At 60.4% G+C, this 18,231-nt stretch carries 21 protein-coding genes; 11 read left to right on the top strand and 10 right to left on the bottom strand.

Features of this window, described 5'->3' with window-relative positions:
• Positions 1 to 9: 9 nt before the first annotated feature.
• From EQV97_RS24180 to EQV97_RS24170, 3 genes are all read left to right on the top strand, one after another.
• Positions 10 to 1,002 carry a 2-hydroxyacid dehydrogenase gene (locus EQV97_RS24180; RefSeq protein WP_225570867.1) on the top strand — a complete coding sequence of 331 codons (993 nt, stop codon included), beginning with the start codon at positions 10 to 12 and terminating at the stop codon, positions 1,000 to 1,002.
• A gap of 77 nt (positions 1,003 to 1,079) precedes the next feature.
• Entirely contained in the window at positions 1,080 to 1,514 is a 435-nt protein-coding gene (locus tag EQV97_RS24175) for a hypothetical protein (RefSeq protein WP_045061779.1), read from the top strand.
• A complete protein-coding gene (locus EQV97_RS24170) occupies positions 1,514 to 1,918 on the top strand; it encodes an META domain-containing protein (protein WP_045061780.1) in 405 nt (134 codons plus the stop codon). Before EQV97_RS24175 ends, EQV97_RS24170 begins: the two co-directional genes overlap by 1 nt.
• Before the next feature lie 80 nt (positions 1,919 to 1,998).
• Here EQV97_RS24170 and EQV97_RS24165 read toward each other — a convergent pair whose 3' ends face one another.
• Positions 1,999 to 2,466 carry a TlpA disulfide reductase family protein gene (locus EQV97_RS24165; protein WP_225570868.1) on the bottom strand — a complete coding sequence of 156 codons (468 nt, stop codon included), beginning with the start codon at positions 2,464 to 2,466 and terminating at the stop codon, positions 1,999 to 2,001.
• A gap of 114 nt (positions 2,467 to 2,580) precedes the next feature.
• Between EQV97_RS24165 and arsC the strand changes: the two genes are divergently transcribed.
• The 3 genes from arsC to EQV97_RS24150 are packed head-to-tail and all read left to right on the top strand — an operon-like array spanning position 2,581 to position 3,954.
• Positions 2,581 to 2,934: an arsenate reductase (glutaredoxin) gene (gene arsC / locus EQV97_RS24160; protein ID WP_122839093.1), complete on the top strand. Its 354-nt coding sequence runs from the start codon at positions 2,581 to 2,583 to the stop codon at positions 2,932 to 2,934.
• Positions 2,931 to 3,527, top strand: a complete 597-nt coding sequence (gene wrbA / locus EQV97_RS24155) for an NAD(P)H:quinone oxidoreductase (RefSeq protein ID WP_045061783.1) — start codon at positions 2,931 to 2,933, stop codon at positions 3,525 to 3,527. Before arsC ends, wrbA begins: the two co-directional genes overlap by 4 nt.
• 1 nt (position 3,528) lies before the next feature.
• A complete protein-coding gene (locus tag EQV97_RS24150) occupies positions 3,529 to 3,954 on the top strand; it encodes a DUF2069 domain-containing protein (RefSeq protein WP_045061784.1) in 426 nt (141 codons plus the stop codon).
• A 99-nt stretch (positions 3,955 to 4,053) separates the two neighbouring features.
• Here the strand turns inward: EQV97_RS24150 and EQV97_RS24145 are convergent, their stop codons facing one another.
• Positions 4,054 to 4,728 carry a DNA-3-methyladenine glycosylase I gene (locus EQV97_RS24145; protein ID WP_122839092.1) on the bottom strand — a complete coding sequence of 225 codons (675 nt, stop codon included), beginning with the start codon at positions 4,726 to 4,728 and terminating at the stop codon, positions 4,054 to 4,056.
• Between the two features lie 41 nt (positions 4,729 to 4,769).
• A complete protein-coding gene (gene ttcA / locus EQV97_RS24140; RefSeq protein ID WP_122839091.1) occupies positions 4,770 to 5,594 on the bottom strand; it encodes a tRNA 2-thiocytidine(32) synthetase TtcA in 825 nt (274 codons plus the stop codon).
• A 270-nt stretch (positions 5,595 to 5,864) separates the two neighbouring features.
• Between ttcA and EQV97_RS24135 the strand changes: the two genes are divergently transcribed.
• The gene (locus EQV97_RS24135; RefSeq protein ID WP_122839090.1) at positions 5,865 to 6,467 is read left to right on the top strand and encodes a Yip1 family protein; all 603 of its coding nucleotides are present in this window, start codon (positions 5,865 to 5,867) and stop codon (positions 6,465 to 6,467) included.
• A gap of 149 nt (positions 6,468 to 6,616) precedes the next feature.
• Complete coding sequence (locus EQV97_RS24130) at positions 6,617 to 7,111, top strand: SprT family zinc-dependent metalloprotease (protein WP_045061788.1); 495 nt, start codon at positions 6,617 to 6,619, stop codon at positions 7,109 to 7,111.
• Between the two features lie 48 nt (positions 7,112 to 7,159).
• Here EQV97_RS24130 and EQV97_RS24125 read toward each other — a convergent pair whose 3' ends face one another.
• Together EQV97_RS24125 and EQV97_RS24120 are read right to left on the bottom strand one after the other, a co-directional pair.
• Complete coding sequence (locus EQV97_RS24125) at positions 7,160 to 8,341, bottom strand: CaiB/BaiF CoA-transferase family protein (RefSeq protein WP_240890220.1); 1,182 nt, start codon at positions 8,339 to 8,341, stop codon at positions 7,160 to 7,162.
• Positions 8,342 to 8,484: 143 nt separating this feature from the next.
• On the bottom strand, positions 8,485 to 9,819 hold the full coding sequence (locus EQV97_RS24120; RefSeq protein WP_122839088.1) for a dicarboxylate/amino acid:cation symporter: 1,335 nt from the start codon (positions 9,817 to 9,819) through the stop codon (positions 8,485 to 8,487).
• A 339-nt stretch (positions 9,820 to 10,158) separates the two neighbouring features.
• Here EQV97_RS24120 and EQV97_RS24115 point away from each other — a divergent pair, with 339 nt between their 5' ends.
• Complete coding sequence (locus tag EQV97_RS24115) at positions 10,159 to 11,157, top strand: AraC family transcriptional regulator (protein WP_240890219.1); 999 nt, start codon at positions 10,159 to 10,161, stop codon at positions 11,155 to 11,157.
• A 5-nt stretch (positions 11,158 to 11,162) separates the two neighbouring features.
• Here EQV97_RS24115 and EQV97_RS24110 read toward each other — a convergent pair whose 3' ends face one another.
• The 3 genes from EQV97_RS24110 to EQV97_RS24100 form a co-directional block, all read right to left on the bottom strand.
• Entirely contained in the window at positions 11,163 to 12,509 is a 1,347-nt protein-coding gene (locus tag EQV97_RS24110) for an ATP-binding protein (RefSeq protein ID WP_240890218.1), read from the bottom strand.
• Positions 12,506 to 13,183, bottom strand: a complete 678-nt coding sequence (locus EQV97_RS24105) for a response regulator (RefSeq protein ID WP_240890217.1) — start codon at positions 13,181 to 13,183, stop codon at positions 12,506 to 12,508. Before EQV97_RS24105 ends, EQV97_RS24110 begins: the two co-directional genes overlap by 4 nt.
• Before the next feature lie 123 nt (positions 13,184 to 13,306).
• Positions 13,307 to 13,903 (bottom strand): hypothetical protein, encoded by a 597-nt coding sequence (locus EQV97_RS24100; RefSeq protein WP_122839084.1) that lies wholly within the window; start codon positions 13,901 to 13,903, stop codon positions 13,307 to 13,309.
• 148 nt (positions 13,904 to 14,051) lie between these two features.
• Between EQV97_RS24100 and EQV97_RS24095 the strand changes: the two genes are divergently transcribed.
• Together EQV97_RS24095 and EQV97_RS24090 are read left to right on the top strand one after the other, a co-directional pair.
• Entirely contained in the window at positions 14,052 to 14,843 is a 792-nt protein-coding gene (locus tag EQV97_RS24095) for a dienelactone hydrolase family protein (protein ID WP_122839083.1), read from the top strand.
• A gap of 109 nt (positions 14,844 to 14,952) precedes the next feature.
• Complete coding sequence (locus EQV97_RS24090) at positions 14,953 to 15,678, top strand: 4'-phosphopantetheinyl transferase superfamily protein (RefSeq protein ID WP_240890216.1); 726 nt, start codon at positions 14,953 to 14,955, stop codon at positions 15,676 to 15,678.
• 55 nt (positions 15,679 to 15,733) lie between these two features.
• Here EQV97_RS24090 and EQV97_RS24085 read toward each other — a convergent pair whose 3' ends face one another.
• Positions 15,734 to 17,344, bottom strand: coding sequence for an ATP-binding protein (locus tag EQV97_RS24085; protein ID WP_122839081.1), 1,611 nt, complete (start codon positions 17,342 to 17,344; stop codon positions 15,734 to 15,736).
• Positions 17,341 to 18,054 carry a response regulator gene (locus EQV97_RS24080; protein WP_045061798.1) on the bottom strand — a complete coding sequence of 238 codons (714 nt, stop codon included), beginning with the start codon at positions 18,052 to 18,054 and terminating at the stop codon, positions 17,341 to 17,343. Before EQV97_RS24080 ends, EQV97_RS24085 begins: the two co-directional genes overlap by 4 nt.
• Positions 18,055 to 18,231: the final 177 nt, after the last annotated feature.

Here is an 18,231-nt window from a genome sequence, read left to right as displayed (position 1 = left end):
GAGGATCCGATGCGCACCCTTTTATTCAGCAGCCAGACCTACGACCGCGACAGTTTTCTCGCCACCGAGCTCCCCGTCGACCTCGAACTGCAGTTTCAACCCGCGCGCCTGAGCATCGATACAGTGGCCCTGGCAGAAGACCACGAGGTGGTTTGCGCCTTCATCAATGATGACCTCAGCGCGCCCGTGCTCGAACGCCTCGCTGCGGGAGGCACGCGCCTGATCGCGCTGCGCTCGGCCGGCTACAACCACGTCGACCTGGCCGCTGCCAAACGTCTGGGCCTGCCCGTCGTGCGCGTGCCGGCCTACTCGCCGCATGCCGTGGCCGAACACGCGGTAGCGCTGATCCTGGCGCTCAATCGGCGCCTGCACCGCGCCTACAACCGCACCCGCGAAGGGGATTTCAGCCTGCACGGCCTGACCGGCTTCGATCTGGTGGGCAAAACAGTCGGCATCGTCGGCACCGGGCAGATCGGTGCGACTTTGGCGAAAATCATGCACGGGTTTGGCTGCCAGCTGCTGGCGTATGACCCCTACCCCAACCCGCAGGTCGAAGCCCTCGGCGCTCGCTACCTGGGCCTGCCGCAATTGCTCGCAGAGTCGCAGATCATCAGCCTGCACTGCCCGCTCAACGACCAGAGCAAGCACCTGATCAACCGTGAATCACTGGCGCACATGCAACCCGGCGCCATGCTGATCAACACCGGGCGCGGCGGCCTGGTGGATACGCCGGCACTGATTGACGCACTCAAGGATGGGCAACTGGGTTACCTGGGCCTGGATGTCTATGAAGAGGAGGCGCAACTGTTTTTCGAGGACCGCTCCGACCTGCCGTTGCAGGATGACGTGCTGGCGCGGCTGCTGACCTTTCCGAACGTGATCATTACCGCGCACCAGGCCTTCCTGACCCGCGAAGCATTGGGCGCGATTGCCGCCACTACCTTGCAGAATATTGCCGCGTGGGCGGCCGGAACCCCGCAAAATCAAGTGGATGCCGGTTGAACCGGATCGAAGGTCGAAGGCCCACAGCATGATCGGCGGATGTCCGTGCTAGCATGCCGCGCATATTTGGAGGACCCATGGTCGAACACGATTTCCGCTATACCCTGATGAACCCGCAGCACACCCTCACCGAATGCCGCGCCCTGGTCCCAGGGCGTTATCAGGTCACCGGCAACGGTGGCTCGATTCGCAACAATGACGTGCTGGTCGTGACGCTCAAAGGCAGCAAGGACCTGGCCATGCGCCTGACCGTAGAAACGGTTCGCCACCTGATCAACCCACCCGGGCAATGGGTGGCGGTGGCCAGTGGCCCGGTGTTCGGCGAACTGGCGATCCACACCTGGAAAGTCAACTGCGACAGTTGTGCCAAAGAGCTGAGTTTCGAGTTTGCGGTCGACGCCAAGCTGGGCAACAAGGCTGAAAAGCCAGCTGCCACTGCGCGGATCGCCGAGTTGGGCTGGAGCACTGTCGGCCAGAAGCACCTGTGCCCGAAATGCCAGGAGCCTGCGTGATGAAACGCCTTGCCCTGACCGCATTGGTTGGCGCCAGCCTGCTGGGCTGCGCCGCTCAACCGGTGCAACTGCAACAGAACCGCAGCTACATTCTGGAGTGGATCGGCGAACGTCCTTTGATGGACTACAGCCACCTGACCATCACCCTGGGTGAAGACGGTCGTGCCTATGGCAATGGAGGCTGCAACCACTGGTTCGCACCCTACACCCTGGAAGGCGACAAGCTGAGCTTCGGCAAGGTCGGCAGCACCCGCAAACTCTGCGCGCCGGCGCTGATGGAGCAGGAGAAACGTTTCCTCCAGGCCCTGGAGCACGTGCAGCGCTGGGATGTGTCACCGATCGACCAGGTGCGCTTCTGGCCGGCTGAAGGCAAGCCGATGCGCTGGTGGCTTGAAGAGGGTTAAATCCTGAAAAGATCGCAGCCTTCGGAGACCGCTGAACACCGTAAGAGCTGCCAAAGGCTGCGATCTATTCCTGAGACCTCTTAATTCCTGGCCTGCAACGCCGCCAGCTTCGCCAGCAGCCCCGCCGCTGTCTGCTCACCCATCAATTGCTCACGCACCTTGCCCTTGTCGTCGATGATGTAGGTCACCGGCAACGCCTCGCTGCGCGGCACCTCGAACAGCTCTGCAGGATCCTGTGCCAGCACCGTGAAGCCGATGCCCAGCTTCTCACTGGCGCTTTTCAGTTCTTCGCCCTGCACGTTATCGAAGTTGACCCCGAACACGCCGATGTTTTTGTCCTTGAGCTGCTCGGCCAGGGCATTGAGTTCCGGAATCTCCGTGCGGCACGGCCCGCACCACTCGGCCCAGTAGTTGAGCACCAGCCATTGTTTGTCCAGACGCTCGGCAGCCACTTTCCGGCCGTTCTGGTCGACCCCGTAATCGTTGCCACACCCCCCCAGCAATAACGTGCCGATGATCACCAATGTCGCTGCCAGTCGTCTGTTCATGTCGTGATCCTTGTCAAAAAAAGAATACTGCCGCGACCCATTGCCTCCCGAGGTTCTGGAATACGCGCCGCACAGTTAGAATAGCCGCCACCTTACGCAAGATGCGACCCGCACATGACCGATCTGACGCTTTATCACAACCCGCGGTGCTCGAAATCCCGCGGTGCGCTCGAACTGCTCGAGGCCCGAGGCCTGACACCTGAGGTAGTGCGCTACCTGGAAACGCCGCTGGACGCCGCGCAAATCCAGAGCCTGCTGAAAAAACTCGGCATCGGCGCCCGGCAACTGCTGCGCTCCGGCGAGGACGAATACAAGACCCTCAACCTGGCCGACGCCAGCCTCAGCGAAGCACAATTGATCGCAGCCATCGCCGCGCACCCGAAGCTCATGGAGCGACCGATTCTTGAGGTGGGCGACAAAGCCGTGATCGGCCGACCACCGGAGAACGTGCTGGAGTTGCTGCCGTGAGCGCGCCGTACATTCTGGTGCTGTATTACAGCCGCAGTGGCTCGACCAATGAAATGGCCCGGCAGATCGCCCGTGGCGTTGAGCAGTCCGGGATGGAGGCTCGCTTGCGAACGGTCCCGGCGATCTCCACTGAATGCGAGGCCGTATCGCCAGATATTCCGGCAGAAGGTGCGCTGTATGCGAGCCTCGATGACCTGAAAAACTGCGCAGGCCTGGCGCTTGGCAGCCCGACTCGCTTTGGCAACATGGCCGCGCCGCTCAAGTATTTTCTCGACGGCACCAGCAACCTTTGGCTGACCGGTGCTTTGGTGGGCAAGCCGGCCGGGGTGTTCACCTCCACCGCCAGCCTTCATGGCGGCCAGGAGACCACGCTGCTCTCGATGATGCTGCCGTTGCTGCACCACGGCATGTTGATCACCGGTCTGCCGTACAGCGAATCGGCCCTGCTGGAAACCCGCGGAGGCGGTACGCCCTATGGTGCCAGTCACCACGCCGGGGCCGATGGCAAAAGCGGCCTGAACGAACACGAAGTGGCGCTGTGCCGCGCGTTGGGCCTGCGCCTGGCAAAGACTGCGCAAAAGCTGGGGAACTGACGTGGCGAAAAAGCCGAAGGTATTGCCGTCCATTGAATGGCTCGAACCGCGGGTTCGGGCCATGCGAGTGATCAGCCTGCTGTGCTATCTGGGGCTGGTGGGCTTGCTGTGCGTTTATTACCTGCTGATCGCCGACCTGCATGGCGCGCGGCCGTGGGTGATCCTGCTGATCGAGCTGGTGCCGCTGTTGCTGCTGGCACCCGGGATGATCCTGGGCAGCGCCCGCGGGCATTCGTGGATGTGTTTTGTAGTGAACCTGTATTTCATCAAGGGCGCACTGGCGGCCTATGACCCGAACCGGCAATTGTTTGGTCTGTTGGAGATGGGCGCGAGCGTGGCGGTGTTCTGCTCGGCACTGATGTATGTGCGGTGGCGGTTTCAGCTCAATCGCAAGTTGGCGGGTGAAGGTGACATCTCCGTCGCCTGATAGACCGCCTTCGCGGGCAAGCCCGCTCCCACAGGGGATTTGCGCACAACCCGAATCCCCTGTGTGGGCGGGCTAGCTCGCGAAGGACTCAACTCGGTCTTAGTGATTCACGGTATATGCCAGCATCATCGAGATCTGGCTCATCGCCCGCCCGCCACTCTGCTCATGCCACTGGTTGAACACATCCTGCACCAGGGCCAGGTCGCGCTGGCTGGTCGGGACCTTGTCGACGATTTTTTGCGCATTCAACCCCGCCACCACGTCATAGCTCGGCACGAACGTGTCCTTGCCGACCATCCGCAGGAATCGCGGCGCCGACAGCCCGCCCAACTGATGGCCACGCTTTTTCAGGAAGGTCCACAGCCCGACGATATCGGTCACCGGCCAATCGGCAATCATCGACCCGAAACTGCCCTGCTCGTGTGCGACATCGAGGATGAACTGCGCGTTGCGCGGCACGCTCTTGAGTTTGCCCAAATGCCGGATGATCCGCGCATCCTGCATCAGGCGCTCCAGATGTTCGGCACTCATCAGCACGACTTTTTCCGGGTCGAACCTGAAGAACACTTCCTCGAAGGCCGGCCATTTGGCGTCCACCAGACTGTGCTTGAGCCCGGCGCGGAAAACGCGCAAGGCCATGGTGGACAGGTAACGATCATCACTGATCTTGCGCAACTGCGCAGGTGACTTGGGAACGGGCAGATGGGCTTCCAGTTCAGCTGCCGAACCGAAGCGGTTCAGGCAGTATTCGTGTAGCCACTTGTAATCGCGCATGCCCTCTCCTGAGGATTAAAAAAGTAAAACCGGTGTTTTGATCAGAGGTTGACGACGTTGACGAACCGCGACGCGGCGGTTTCATCGATCTTGAGACTGGTGAAGTCGAACAAGGTGCGATCGGCCAGCTGTGACGGGATCACATTCTGCAAGCTGCGGAAAATGCTCTCGGTACGCCCCGGGGTCTTGCGCTCCCACTCCTGCAGCATGTCCTTGACCACCTGACGCTGCAGGTTCTCCTGAGAACCACAGAGGTTGCACGGAATGATCGGGAATTGCTTGAAGTCCGAATAAGCCTGGATGTCCTTTTCATTGCAATACGCCAGCGGGCGAATCACCACGTTGCGGCCATCATCGGCGCGCAATTTTGGCGGCATGGCCTTGAGCGAGCCATTAAAGAACATGTTCAGGAAAAACGTTTCGACAATGTCGTCGCGGTGATGACCGAGGGCCATCTTGGTCGCGCCAATTTCATCGGCAAAGGTGTACAGCGTGCCACGGCGCAAGCGCGAGCACAGCGAGCAAGTGGTCTTGCCTTCCGGGATCAGTTCCTTGACCACCGAATAAGTGTCTTTCTCGACGATGTGATACTCGACGCCCAACTCTTTCAAGTAGGCCGGCAAGACATGCTCGGGGAAACCCGGCTGCTTCTGGTCCATGTTCACGGCGACGATGTCGAACCTGATCGGCGCCACCTTCTGCAAATGCAGCAGCACATCGAGCATGGTGTAACTGTCCTTGCCGCCGGACAGGCACACCATCACCTTATCGCCATCTTCGATCATGTTGAAATCGGCGACAGCTTCACCCGCCTGGCGGCGAAGGCGCTTCTGCAGTTTGTTCTGGTTGACGGTAAGAGTGCCCATGACGCGAAATCCGTGAGGTGTGACGAAAGGCGAGCATTTTACGCAAAAAGCCGATCTTGGCGTAATACCCCGGCCAACACTCAAACCCATCGCGATTAAGTCGGGCCTTTACAGCGCAATTTGCTCTAAGCCCTATCACCTCTACGGTTAACTCCTTCCTATACTGCGACATAAGGTCGCATGACTATCCAGACCTATCCCTTACTTGGCCACCTTGGCCCGTAGGCGCTCCACCGGGGGGCGATGGTAAAAACAAGAGGAGTGACTGGCATGATCCATCACGTAGTGGGGCTCTTCACCCACCCTGACCAAGAATGGAAAGAGATCCGTGGCGACCAGGAGGAAAGCATCAGCCACATGTACCTCACCCACACCCTGATTCTCGCGGCGATTCCGGCCGTGTCGGCGTTTATTGGCACAACCCAGGTGGGTTGGGTCATCGGCAACCGGGCACCCGTGATGCTGACCCAGGAAAGCGCGCTGTGGATGACCATCATGTCTTACCTGGCGATGCTTGGCGGCGTGGCCGTGATGGGCGCGTTTGTGCACTGGATGGCTCGCACCTACGATGCCAACCCGAGCCTGGCCCGTTGTGTTGCCTTTGCGACCTATACCGCAACGCCGCTGTTCATTGGTGGCCTGGCGGCGCTGTATCCGCACATGTGGCTGGGAATGATCGTTGGCACCGCAGCCATTTGCTACACCGTGTACCTGCTGTATGTCGGCCTGCCGACCTTCATGAACATTCCATCGGACGAAGGTTTTCTGTTTTCGAGTTCTGTACTGGCCGTAGGGTTGGTGGTGCTGGTGGCCATCATGGCGTTCACGGTGATTGTTTGGGGACTGGGCGTGGGGCCCGTCTATACCAACTGACTTCTAATAAAAAATATCTGCCAATACAGGCCGCCGTAAGGCGGCCTCTTAATGTCCGGGAATTGATCGGCCACGACCATTCGGCGCCCGGACGATTCGCAACCACCCGGGGTTGCGGCATACTCGACGTCTCTGGAGACCCATCAAGCATGCCCGAGCAACTCAATACCCGCGTCGAAGATTGCTACCAACTCGCTGAATCCTTCTTTAAACGTTCATTCAAACGCCCCGTGGTGAGCCTAAAGCTGCGCGGGCAGAAAGCCGGTGTCGCGCATTTGCACGAGAACCTGCTGCGCTTCAACCCGCAGCTTTATCGGGAAAATACCGACGATTTCCTCAAGCAGACCGTGGCTCACGAAGTGGCGCACCTGATTGCCCATCAACTGTTCGGCGACCGCATCCAGCCCCATGGCGAAGAGTGGCAGCTGATCATGCGCGGGGTTTACGAACTGCCGCCCAACCGCTGCCACACCTATGACGTCAAACGCCGCAGCGTCACCCGCTATATCTACAAATGCCCGTGCGCCGACAGTGATTTCCCGTTTTCTGCCCAGCGTCACGGGCTGGTGAGGCAGGGCCGTCGGTATCTGTGCCGCCGGTGCCGCAACACCTTGGTGTTCAGTGGGGAGATGCGGGTCGAGTAGTACCGTTTTTTTGCAGTGACAGTGCCGGCCCCATCGCGAGCAAGGCCGCTACAGAACCACCTTGGCACGCCGTAAGTCCAGGATCCGCTCGGCGCTGAACCCCAACTCCCGCAACACCTCATCCGTATGTGCCCCCAGCTGCGCGCCGATATGCCTGGGCTCCGGCAAGCCTTCGGAGAACTTCAGCGCACAGGCGATCTGCGCCTGGGTCGTGCCATCTCCCCGGGGCACCTGCGTAACCACCTGACGCGCTTGCAGTTGCGGATGCCGAACCGCCTCACCCAGGCTCAATACCGGCTCGACGCATGCATCGAGCTCGGCAAATAGCGCGCTCAATTCGGCAAAGTCGTGTTTCTCGAATTCAATCCTCAACGCGTCCTTGAGCTTTTTCTGATGCTCCGGTTGTGGTGACAGCCCCAGTTTAGCCATGTCTTCCAGGCCCAACGCCGTACACAACTGCTTCATGAACGCAGGCTCCAGGCTCCCCACCGACAGCCAGCGTCCGTCGCGAGACCTGTAATAGTCGTAGAAACTGCCACCGTTAAGTACCTGGTTTTCCCGCGCCGGCTCCTCACCACAGGCCAGGAAACCCGAACCAGACATGGCATTCAGGGTGAACGCGCAATCGGTCATGCTGACATCCAGGTATTGCCCGTGCCCCGTCTGCTGCCGCGCAATCACCGCAGCCAGCAGGCCGATCACACCATGCAGCGAGCCTCCCGCGATGTCGGCCACCTGCATGCCCAGTGGCAATGGCCCACTGTCGGCCCGGCCGGTATGGCTGGCCAGCCCCGCCAGCGCCAGGTAATTGATGTCGTGGCCGGCGCGGTCCTTGTAGGGGCCGGTCTGGCCGTAACCGGTGATCGATACATAAATCAGCCTTGGGTTGATTGCCTTGAGGGCTTCATAACCCAGGCCCAGGCGCTCCATGACCCCAGGGCGAAACTGCTCGAGCAGGATGTCGTGGTCGTGCAGCAACTGCCTGATGACTTCCAGGGCTTCAGGCTGCTTGAGGTCCAGCGCCAGGCTGCGCTTGTTTCGATTGAGATACGCATGGCTCGCCGACACACCCTGGTCGTGCGGTGGCAAGACCCGGAGCAGGTCCATGCGAGTCGGCGACTCGATGCGCAACACGTGCGCCCCCATGTCCGCCAGCATCAGTGAGGCGAACGGCCCCGGTAACAGCGTGGAAAAATCCAGGATCTTCAGTGAAGCCAGTGGCCCGAACATGAGTAACCTCCAATGCGTTCCCCCAAGCCTAGGCAGACGATGGCATTGCAGCAATTACCGGATGCATAAGTCGCAGTGACCGTTGCGCTCAAATCCCAACCATGAAAAAACCCGCCGAAGCGGGTTTTGTCAAAACAGCAGTCTTATTTGACGTTGCTTGGGGTCGGACCTTCGGCTACGCCCAGGTCGTCTTCTTCACGTTCGTCGGCAATACCACGACCGCCGGAAGCCAGTTCGGCTTGCATGACATCGACGTCCAGTTCCTTGACCCACTTGGCCACGACCAGGGTCGCAACAGCGTTGCCCACCAGGTTGGTCAGGGCGCGGGCTTCAGACATGAAGCGGTCGATACCAAGGATCAGCGCCAGGCCGGCAACTGGCAGGTGGCCAACGGCAGACAAGGTCGCGGCCAGCACGATGAAACCACTCCCGGTCACGCCGGCAGCCCCTTTGGAGGACAGCAGCAACACCACCAGCAGCGTGATCTGGTGGGTGATGTCCATGTGGGTATCGGTTGCCTGGGCAATGAACACCGCAGCCATGGTCAGGTAAATGGCAGTACCGTCGAGGTTGAACGAGTAGCCGGTCGGGATCACCAGACCTACCACGGATTTCTGAGCCCCCAGGCGTTCCATCTTGATCAGCATGCGCGGCAGTACCGATTCCGAAGAAGAAGTACCCAGCACGATCAGCAGTTCTTCACGGATGTAGCGAATCACTTTCAGCACGCTGAAGCCGTGGGCGCGGGCGATACCGCCCAATACGATCAGGATGAACAGCAGGCAGGTGATGTAGAAGCAGGCCATCAGCTGACCCAGCTGCACCAGCGAGCCAACGCCGTAGGCACCGATGGTGAACGCCATCGCACCGAAGGCACCGATGGGCGCAAGCTTCATGATCATGTTGATGATGTTGAACATGACATGGGCAAAGCGATCAATGAAGTCCAGCAGCGGCTTGCCGTAGGCACCCAGGCGATGCAGGGCGAAACCGAAGATCACCGAGAACATCAGCACTTGCAGGATGTCGCCGGTCGCGAACGCACCAACGATGGTGGACGGGATCACATTCAGCAGGAAGCCAACGACGCTTTGATCAGCACCGGCCGCTACATACTGGGCGACTTTGGACGCATCCAGAGTGCTCACATCGATGTGCATGCCGTTGCCTGGCTGCACGATGTTCACCACCACCAGGCCAACCAGCAGGGCGATGGTCGAAACGATTTCGAAATAGAGCAGCGCGTAACCGCCAGTCTTGCCGACCGACTTCATGTTTTGCATGCCAGCAATACCGCTGACGACGGTGCAGAAGATGATGGGGGCAATGATCATTTTGATCAGTTTGATGAACCCGTCACCCAGCGGCTTGAGGGCTACGCCGGTCTGCGGGTAGAAGTGACCGAGCAGGATGCCGATGGCGATGGCAACGATCACCTGGAAATACAGGGATTTGTACAGTGGCTGACGAGTCGTCATTGCAAAGTTCCTCAAGAGTGCCCGCGAACAACATCCATCTGTTGTCCATGACACCTGAATTGCGAACCCTCCTGCACTGGAGGGATTTGTTTTTTCGAGCTGCGCGATGGCAGACATCTACGCGTTACATCGCAAGGCCCGTGCCACCTTTATAAAACTGCCTGCAAGCCGTTGGGCATCAAGCCTTGCAAGTTTTTCAGCGTGCCCGGGGCGCCGGGCTGAAGTGGCGGATTTCCGCCCATCAGCCCGATCACGTCCGGTAAATTGGCGGATATCCGCCTTGTTGAGACGCCACTCTCGTGTCTACTATCCGCCGTTCAACGGACGGACTTTCACTCTATGCGCGAACGCACCATCGCCAGCCATTTCGCCCGTGCCGCCCTCGGTGGTGCTCGCCGAAGCGGGTACGATTATTCAGGCCTGCTCCAGCAATTGGGCATTAGTCCCGAGCTGCTTGAGGAGCCCCGTGCGCGGATTGCCCCCGAGCAATTCACCCGATTGCTCCAGGGACTGTGGGCAGCGCTGGATGACGAATTTCTCGGTTTCGGGCCAACAGTCAGTCGGCCCGGCAGCTTCGCGATGATGTGTCACGCCCTGATCCACTGCCGTAGTCTGGATAAGGCCCTGCATCGCGGCTTATTGTTTTATAGCCTATTCCCCGACGGCCCGCGCCTGACGATCAGCCGCGAGGGCGAAATGATCCGCCTGAGCCTGGACGATTCGCAGTTCCGTGATCCGGACCACTTCCTCACCGAAAGCCAGCTGATGGTCTGGCATCGACTGGGTAGCTGGCTGATTGGCCAGCGCATCCTGCTGGAACAGGCGACATTCAGCTATCCGCGTCCCGACCACGGCGCCGAATATGACCTGCTGTTCTCCTGCCCCCTCGAATTTGCCGCCAGGCAGAGCAGCCTGGTGTTCCACAGCCGTTACCTGGATAGGCCGCTGTTGCAGGACGAGCGCACCCTCAAGCACTTTCTGCAGCGCTCGCCTGCCGACCTGCTGGCACGCCCCGACGATGGCAACAGCTTGAGCAGCCGGCTGAGACGACTGCTCAGTCGGGACAGTTCGCGCTGGCCTGACCTGGAAGCAGTGGCCGCGCACCTGAACATCAGCCCGCAGACCCTGCGCAGGCATTTGCGCGAGGAAGGTACAAGTTTTCAGGGGTTGAAGGATCAACTACGCCGGGACATCGCGATTTACCACCTGAGCCGCTCAGACCTGTCGTTGCAACAGATCGCCGAACAACTGGGATTCTCCGAGCCCTCGGCGTTCCACCGGGCGTTCAAGAAATGGACCGGATTGACGCCGGGAGCCTATCGGGCGCAGGAAAACTGAGCACTCTAGACCACCGGAAAATGAATCCGGAACGCCGCCCCACCCATCGGCGAGTCGTCGAGGGTGAGCTTCGCGCTGTAGCTTTCGATGATGTCCTTGACCACGGCCAGGCCGATCCCCTGCCCCGGATGCTGACGATCCAGACGCTCGCCACGCCGCAGAATTCGCGCACGCTGGTCCGAAGGCACACCGGGACCGTCATCCTCGACGCACAATTCGATGCCCTCTGCGGTGTCGCGCATGCTGACTCGCACCTCACCCAGGCACAGGCGATAGGCGTTCTCCAGCAGGTTGCCCAACATTTCCAGCAGCGCCCCCTGTTCGATTGGCACATAGCAAGGCTCTGGCAGGTCAAAGGACACCTGCACACGCTTGTCGCGATACACCTTGTCCAACGTGTCACACAGGCTTTGCAATACCGGGCGCAAGAGCACCTGATGGCGTACCAGGCCACTTTTGCGCAGGCTGGCCCGTTGTAACTGGTAGCTGATCTGCTGGCTCATGCGCTCCATCTGGGTTTGCAGCACCCGGGCCTGTTCGCGATTTTCAGGACGCTGCGCCATGTCTTCGCTAACCCCTTGAAGAACAGTCAGGGGCGTTTTCAAGCTATGGGCCAGGTCATCGAGGGAATCACGGTAGCGACTGCGCTGCTCACGTTCACCGTGCAGCAAACGGTTGAGGGAGCCGGTAAGGCGCAGCAGTTCACGGGGGTGTTGCTCACTGAGGCTTTCACGGGTTCCGCCTTCGATTTCGTCCAGTTCCTGGCTCAGCCGGCGCAACGCGCGCAAGCCCCAGGTCAGGCCGATCCACAGCAACGCCAGCAGGACCAGCAGTGCAGCGCCGAAGCCCAGGTAGAGATTTTCCCGCAGCCCGTCGAGGGTGACCTCGTACTCACGTACCGGCTGCAAAGCGACGATACTGAACGCCGCGCTCTGGCCGCCGAGCAACTTGACCTCGACGTCGTAGACGAAGAACTCCTGGCCATTGGCTTCGCGAATTCTGGCGAACTCGTTGCCGCGCCCGTCGTAACGGGGCGTGTAATTGATGTGTTCCTCCTGGGTACCGTTCGAGCGCCAGACCAGGAGACCATCGCGATCGTAGATGTAACCCAGCAGCCGGCCGTCAGTCAGGTTGAAGCGCTCGTCAGGCAGCTGCTCCGGCATCTTCAGTCGGTTGTCTTCAACACGGGCGGCAGAGATCAACGTGGTGACGTCCGACGCCAGTCGCTGTTCGATGGAGTCTTGCAATGCCAGACTGAAAGCGCCCTGCATCGCCGGCAGTAACGCCAGCATGAACAACACTGCCAGGATCGTGGCAGCGAGCATCAAGCGCACACGTAGCGAACGAATCAAGTGCAGCGCTCGGTAAACAGGTAGCCGAGGCCACGGACGGTATCGATCGGTTTAAATCCGCCAGGCCCCTCGAGCTTGCGGCGCAGGCGTCCCACCAGGACTTCAATGACGTTCGGATCGCGCTCGTCATCATCAGGGTAGAGTTGCTCCATCAAGCGGTCCTTGGGTACCACCTGCTGATGGTGGCGCATCAAATACTCCAGGATGCGGTACTCATAGGCGGTCAGTGCCAACGGTTGATCATCCAGGCTGGCCTGCTTGCGATTGAGGTCGAGCAGCAACGGCCCAGCCACGATCGTTGACTGGGTAAAGCCACTGGAGCGGCGCAACAGGGCATTGAGCCGGGCGTCCTGCTCCTCGAACTGAAACGGCTTGACCACGTAATCGTCGGCGCCGGCGGCAAGGCCTTCGACTTTATCCTGCCAATTACCGCGGGCGGTCAGAATCAGGATGGGAAAGACCCTGCCCTGCGAACGCAACTGGCGAATAAGGTCGAGCCCGCCCATGCCTGGCAGCCCCAAGTCGATCACCGCGAGATCATGGTTGAATTGCTCGGCCTGGTAGAGTGCCTCTTCCGCGTTGGCCACGGACTGCACCACATGACCACTGTCCGTGAGGCGGGTTTGCAGGTGATGGCGCAACAGCGCTTCATCTTCTACGACCAGCAATTTCATAACGCCCTCCCAGGCACACATCAACATCTGCCGAGGCACGACAGCGCACCTCGATGGTTAACACAGCGACGCCGAATCCACCTGTTCAGGTTGATCCGGCGCAAACCTTTCGCGACGTGCCGCTTAAAAAGCGTAGTTCGCCGCCAGATACGTCTGGGCACTGCTGGTCAAATCCACCGAGCCCTTCTTGCTGCCGCCACGGCTCAATTCGGTGCTGGCATTACTACGTAGATAACGGTAACCCAGTTCCAACGAGGTGTTTCGAGAAACCTGTTGCAAGATCCCCATCTGCCCTCCGATGGCATAACCAATGTTGGTGTCGCGGCTATAGCCTGTTGTTTCCTGCGACAATTTGGCCAAACCGGCCGTGGCACCGCCAAACAGCTTGGTGTTACCACCCATCGGGTAGAACACGTCATAGCTACCCAAGAGGTTTTCCTGGCGCAGGTTCAAGCCGTCATGGCTCCTGCCCGACACGTTGTCGTAAGTGGCGTAGTAGCGACCTTGGCTGTTTTGCTGACCCAGGCGAACGCCAAAAGTAGTGCTTTTGTCGATCGCGACGGCGCTCGGATGGTTGAAGTTGTCATTCATGGCACGGGACTTTTTGATCTTGTCGCTGGTCTGTCCAAGAGTAAAGCTGGCGAAGGTGTCATTGGCCATGGCAGCGGTACTCGCGCCCATAACGGTGATAGCCAGCAGCAATTTTTTGAATCCAGTCATTGGGTGTTTCCTTGTGTTGTCATGTGCTTGTTGGGTATGGGAGAAGATTACTCAGCTCGCCCTGAACTCACCCTGAACGCCTTCTGAACCTGGGCTGAACCAGACAGAACCGACCTTTTTCGATGACTGACTTGCGGGAGATCCAACCATGCGTGCGTTTCTTGCCCTCGTATTAATCGCCTTGAGCGGACTCAGCCAGGCGGCCATCCAGACCCGGGAAATCCCCTACCAAAGCGCCGACGGCACCCGGCTCATCGGTTATTACGCCTACGACGACTCGATCAAGGGCCCGCGCCCGGGGGTTGTGGTGGTGCATGAATGGTGGGGACTCAACGACTATGCCAAACGCCGCGCCCGGGATCTGGCCGGCCTGGGATACAGCGCCCTGGCCATAGACATGTATGGCGACGGCAAGAATACCGAGCACCCCAAAGACGCCATGGCCTTCATGCAGGCCGCTCTCAAGGACAGCTCGGTGGCGAGTGCGCGCTTTCAGGCCGGGCTTGACCTGTTGAAGCAGCAACCGCAGACCGACCCACGAAAACTCGCGGCCATCGGTTACTGCTTCGGTGGGGCGGTGGTGCTCAACGCCGCACGCCAGGGCGTGCCGTTAGCGGGTGTGGTGAGCTTCCATGGTGCGCTGGCAACCCAGACGCCGGCGACGCCCGGAGCCGTGAAGGCGAAAATCCTGGTGGAACACGGGGCATTGGACAGCATGGTCACTGCCGACAACGTCGCGGCGTTCAAGACGGAAATGGACAAGGCCGGCGCGGACTACCGCTTCGTCAGCCTGGAAGGCGCCAAGCACGGCTTCAGCAATCCGGATGCCGATCGCCTCGGTCACGGCGAGCATGGCGGGCCGGATATCGGTTACAACAAGGCTGCGGATGTAAAATCCTGGGCGGACATGCAGGCCTTTCTCAAGAAAATCTTTTCCTGACTGAAAGGTGAGCAATGTCTGGGTGGCGAGGCAGCGTCCTCGTCACCCAGGGCAGACAAAAGATCTTCAACTCTACCCAGCCAGGAGGCAACCCGGCAAAATGCCTGACATGAACCATTCCCCCGCCCTGCCCGCCTGCTGCACGCTACTCGACGCTCATTGGCCGCTGCCGTTTGCGCTGCCCGAAACTGTCCTGCTCAGCACTCACTTCGACAGTACGCTGCTGACCAACGATGACTTTGCACGCAGTGCCATCGCCGCGCCAGCCAGCATCCAGCGCTCGGTCGCCAAGCGCCAGGCGGAGTTTCTCGCCGGGCGGGTGTGTGCCCGAGCGGCGTTGCAGCAACTGGAGGGGCTGGATTTCAGCCCGGCGATAGGTGAAGACCGGGCGCCGGTCTGGCCGGCGCACATCAGTGGTTCGATCACCCACAGCACCGGGCGTGCAGCAGCGATCGTCGCGAAAAAAGCCCACTGGCGCGGCCTGGGCATGGACCTGGAAAATATCCTGAACCCGGAGCGAGCCGAACGGCTGGCCGGGGAAATACTGACGGCACCTGAGTTAAAGCGCATGGCGGCCGGTCGGCGCGAGCAGCTGGCGATACTGGTGACGCTGACGTTCTCGGTAAAGGAAAGCCTGTTCAAGGCCTTGTATCCGATCGTGCAGCAGCGCTTTTACTTCGAGCATGCCGAAGTGCTCGAGTGGAGCGAAGCCGGGGAGGTAAAATTGCGATTGCTCACGGACCTGTCCAGCGAATGGCGTAACGGGGCCGAGCTGCAAGCGCAGTTTGCGGTGATGGACGGGCAGTTATTGAGCCTGGTCAGTATCCAGGCCTGATGGTTTCAGCGCTCGAGAGGACCCCATCGCGAGCCAGCCCGCGCCCACAGGGGTCTCAACGCTTTTCCTGATGCCTCGGCCAGCTCAGGCTGAAACAGGCGCCGCCCAGGCTCTTGCTCTTGCCGATCAGCGCACGGCCATCGTGCCAATGAATGATCCGCCGGACGATCGACAACCCCAACCCATGCCCGCCCGAGGCCCGGGTGCGACTGTCGTCCAGGCGCAAAAACGGAGTGAAGATGCGTTCCCAGGCCACCTCCGGCACGCCGGGCCCGTCGTCCTCGACATCGATCCGGCAGCGCTGCTGCCCCACCTGATAGCTGACAGTCACCCTGGTCGTTGCATGCCGCATGGCATTACTGACCAGGTTCTGCAAAGCACGATGCAGGTAACGCGGTTCGGCCTCGACCCAGGCGTCATCACAATCGGCGGCAGACAGGCACAGACCTCGTTGCACCGTGACACCGGCCCGCAGTGGCGCCAGCTCCTCGATGACCTGGCTGACCAGTGCATCCAGATCGATCCGCTGAAAATTCAAGGCCGGGGAACCCTGCTCGAGGCGCGCGTAGGTAAGCATTTCGTCCACCAGCTTATCGAGGTCCTCGATGTCGTGGTCCATGCCCTCACAGTACTTGTGCAGCGCCTGAGGCGTCGTGGCCGAGCCGATCATCTCCAGGCCAAAGCGCAGGCGCGCCACTGGCGTGCGTAGCTCGTGGGACACCGCACGCACCAGTTCCCGCTGAATCGCCAGCAACTGTTGCAAATGCTCGGCCATGCCATTGAAGGCCGACGCCAGGCGCCCTACCGAGTCCGCACCGCGAGCTGGCACCCGGGTTTCCAGGCTGCCCTTGGCGATGCGGGTGGCGGCGGCTTCCAGCCCGCGCAAGCGGCGTTCCAGCTGACGCACCAGCAGGTAGACAATCAGGCCGATCAGGCTCAAGCCGAGGACCGCGATCAGTACCAGCCACTGTGCGGGGTAAGGGTTCATCTGGTACAGCGGACCGATCTCCAGCACCCACGGGGTACCGACCATGCCGGCAAACACCCGGATCGAATCGCCCTCCTTGCCCAGCGCCATCACCGTGTCGCCCTCGGACACCCGCCGACTCTGGTCTTCGTCCATGTCCGCCTGATCAACGGTGACCAGCCGCAAGTCGAAGCCAAAGCCCTTGTCCTCCTTGAGCTCGGCCAGCCGTCTGGGCTGCTCGGCCACCGGAACGCGCACCAGTTCGTCAGCCAGCAGGTAGATGGTCGCCCGGGCCAATTGCTCGCTGATCTGCTGCACCTCCCCGGTCAGCATCAACTGTTCCTTGTCACTGACCAGCCTGTACACCCTCGCTGCGTGCGGTCCGGTCTGCTCCACCAGCGCCTGGCCGCGGAGCACGCGGGTACGCTGGGTTAGATCGAGGTCGGTCTGGGCAAACGTCTTCAGCGTGAGTGGAATACCCAGCAGGCGCTCCCAGACCAGCAGCGCCCGGTGGCGCTCGGTCTGGTTCATCGGTTGCAGGTTGTCAGCCATCAGCGAGAATGTGCCATGGGCCAGGCGTTCACGGTATTGCTCGCTGCGCACCTCGTTAAGCAGGTGCAGGGCAAGCACGCCGAGTACCGCCACCAGGATCAGTGCTGCGCACATCCCGCCGTAGATTCGCAGGAAGATCGAGTTCACAGGGTGCAGGCTTCCGGAACGAACAGATAACCCTTGCTACGGATGGTTTTGATCAATCGCGGGTGGTCCGGGTCGTCGCCGATTTTCGGGCGGATACGCGAGATGCGCACGTCGATGGAGCGGTCCTGGCCGTCATAGCCGATGCCGCGCAGTGCGGTGAAGATCTCTTCCCGGGACAGAATGCGCCCGGCGTTGTCCACCAGCAGCCACAGCAGATCGAATTCGGCGCTGGTCAGTTCGATGCTGACATCACGCAGCCAGGCTTCGCGCAAGGCGTTGTCCACCACCAGCGGACCGAATTGCAGGCGGCGTTGTTTTTCCGGGGCCACTTCCGGCCCTTCGCTGCGGCGCAACAACGCCTGGATACGCGCCAACAGCAGCCGCGGCCGGACCGGTTTGCACACATAGTCATCAGCCCCCAGATCGAGGCCCAAAATCTGATCGGTGTCGTCGGTGCGCGCGGTCAGCATCAGGATCGGCCCGTCGTAGCGGTCGCGGACCTTGCGACAGATGCTCAAGCCGTCCTCGCCGGGAAGCATCAAGTCAAGGATCACCAGGTCAGGCTGTTCCTTGAGGATCCGCGCTGCGGCCAGCGCGCCATCGCCCTCGATCGAAACGCGCAGGCCGTTGGCTTCCAGGTAATCGCGGGTCAGTTCGGCCAGACGCTGATCGTCCTCCACAATCAATACCTGCCAGGCTTCTTGCTCCACGGTGACCTCTGCTTGCCGAAACGCTCATAAAGGAAGGCTCCCCCCGTCTTTTTGTAATGAATAGGGAGGAAAATAATGCGTGTGTACAGGCCGATTGTATAAACGGCGGCCACCGAGAACACAAGCTGGCAAATGCGTTCGGATATGACCATTTTTTGTGGTAGGGTTCGCGCCCTT

The sequence above is a fragment of the Pseudomonas sp. TMW22090 genome (assembly GCF_022496665.1).
GTDB classification, from domain to species: domain Bacteria; phylum Pseudomonadota; class Gammaproteobacteria; order Pseudomonadales; family Pseudomonadaceae; genus Aquipseudomonas; species Aquipseudomonas gregormendelii.
The sequence above is the reverse complement of the archived record's forward strand: the minus strand, read 5'-3'. Positions and strand labels throughout refer to the sequence as shown.